Genomic DNA, 1,935 nt, shown 5'->3' on the forward strand with positions numbered 1-1,935 from the left:
GCACGTGTCCGCCCACACCGCGCGCAGCGCCGGGCTCCCGGCCGACATGCGAAGGAGCGAGCGCACCCACTCCAGGGACTCCGCCGCCGCGGCGTCCCCGGCGGCCAGCGTCTCGGCCACGGCGTGCCGCAGCGCCTCCGGCACCGTCAGGCCGTCCGGGGCCCGCCGCACCGCTTCCGCCCACTGCTGGGCGCCTTCGGTGAAGAGCGGGGCGACCGCCTCCTCCTTGGTGGCGAAGTAGCGGTAGAAGGTGCGCGGGGCGACACCGGCGGCCCGCGCGATGTCCTCGGCGCGCGTGGCCCGCAGCCCGTCCGTGGCGAAGAGCGACGCCGCCGTACGGGCGATGTCGAGGCGGGTCTCGTTCTTGCGACGTTCCGTCAGCGACGGCTGCGAACCACGGGGCATGACAGGCAGGTTATGCCAGCTCCGCTCAAGGGCGCCCACAGGCGCAAACTGCCCCTATGGCAGAATCTGCCACCACCCTGGTCCCGATCAGCAATCAGCGACAGCAGCGGGCAAAAGTCAAAAGCAAAAAGCAAAAAGCAAAAAGCAGAAGCAGAAGCAGAAGCAGAAGGTGGCAACAGCGGTGCGTCGTCGGCAGTTCCTTCTCCACTCGGCCGGTATCACCGGCGCCACCGCCCTCGGCGCCGGAGGCCTCAGCGCCTGCTCCGCGGAGACCGGCACCCCGCTGAAACTCCTCGTCGCCAGCTACGACAAGAGCGTCGGCTCCTCGATCGGCGACCAGTGGGACAAGCTCATCGCCACCTTCGAGAAGGCCCACCCGGACATCCGCGTGGCCCTGGAGCGCGTACCGTTCGCGAAGCTCGACGAGACACTCGCCCGGCGCGTGAAGGACGGCGACGCCCCCGACATCGCCCAGTCCAACCTCTTCGCCCCGTACGCGGAGGACGGCAAGCTCTACGGCGCCGACGACCTCTTCGACATACGTACGGAAGGCGATTTCATCCGCTCCTACGCGGAGGCCGGCATGGTCAACCGCGTCCAGTACGGGCTGCCCTTCCTGGCCAGCACCCCGCGCCTGTTCTACAACAAGGCCCTCTTCAAGCAGGCCCGCGTCAAGGCGCCCCGCTCGTGGGCCGAACTGCGCGCTGCCGCCGAGGCGTTGAAGGCGCTCGGCGTCGACACCCCCTACGGGCTCCAGCTCGGCCCTGAGTCCGCCGAGGACGAGGCGCTCGCCTGGCTGCTCGCCGACGGCGGCGGCTATGCCGCCCTCACCGGTTACGACTTCGCCAGCGCGAGCAACATCGCCACCCTGGCGTGGCTGCGCGACAACCTCGTGGCGCGGGGCCTGGCGGGCAAGGACCCGTCGAAGCTGACCAGGACGGACGCGTACGCCCAGTTCCTGCGCGGCGACATCGGCATGCTGATCGCCCATCCGGTCCTGATGGGCGCCGCCGACCAGGCCAAGTTCCCCTACGCGCACGCCCCGTTCCCCAAGAAGCTCGGCGGCGCGGCGCCTCCGGTGGGGCTCAACGACTGGCTGATGGCGTTCCGGCACAACGGGCGGCGCGAGCAGTGCGGGACGTTCCTCGGCTACCTCTACGGGCGCAAGTCCGCCCTGGCCTACGGGGGCGGGCAGTCCGCGCTGCCGGTGACCAGCTCCGCGTCGGCCGCCCTGCGCAAGGACCCCGGGCAGCGGGCCCTGTGGGACTTCATCGACCAGATGCCGCAGGCGCGGTTCCAGCCGACGAATCTGGCCTCCTGGCCTCAGGTGCGGACCGCCGTCCGGCAGCACGTCGGGGAGGCGGTGGCCCGGGGCGGTGACCCCCGGGCCGTGCTCAAGTCCCTCGACGCGGCGGCGGCCCAGGCGGAGCTCTGACGCAGCTCCAGCGCAGGTCTAGCGGAGCTGCAACGCAGCTCTAGCGCTCAGAAGCCAGTACCGGCTCCCTCTCCGCCTCGCCCGTCCCCTCCGTC

Annotated in this window: 2 protein-coding genes; one reads left to right on the plus strand and one right to left on the minus strand. The window is 71.0% G+C overall.

The genetic code is table 11. From position 1 onward, the window contains the following. A partial coding sequence (locus AB8Z36_RS38560) for a TetR family transcriptional regulator (protein WP_369218023.1) occupies nucleotides 1–405 on the minus strand: 405 nt, incomplete at its 3' end. A 169-nt stretch (nucleotides 406–574) separates the two neighbouring features. On the opposite strand from AB8Z36_RS38560, the gene AB8Z36_RS38565 reads away from it, so the two are divergent. After that, on the plus strand, nucleotides 575–1,840 hold the full coding sequence (locus AB8Z36_RS38565) for an extracellular solute-binding protein (protein ID WP_369218024.1): 1,266 nt from the start codon (nucleotides 575–577) through the stop codon (nucleotides 1,838–1,840). Nucleotides 1,841–1,935: the final 95 nt, after the last annotated feature.

The organism is Streptomyces flavofungini, assembly GCF_041028215.1.
GTDB lineage: Bacteria > Actinomycetota > Actinomycetes > Streptomycetales > Streptomycetaceae > Streptomyces > Streptomyces flavofungini_B.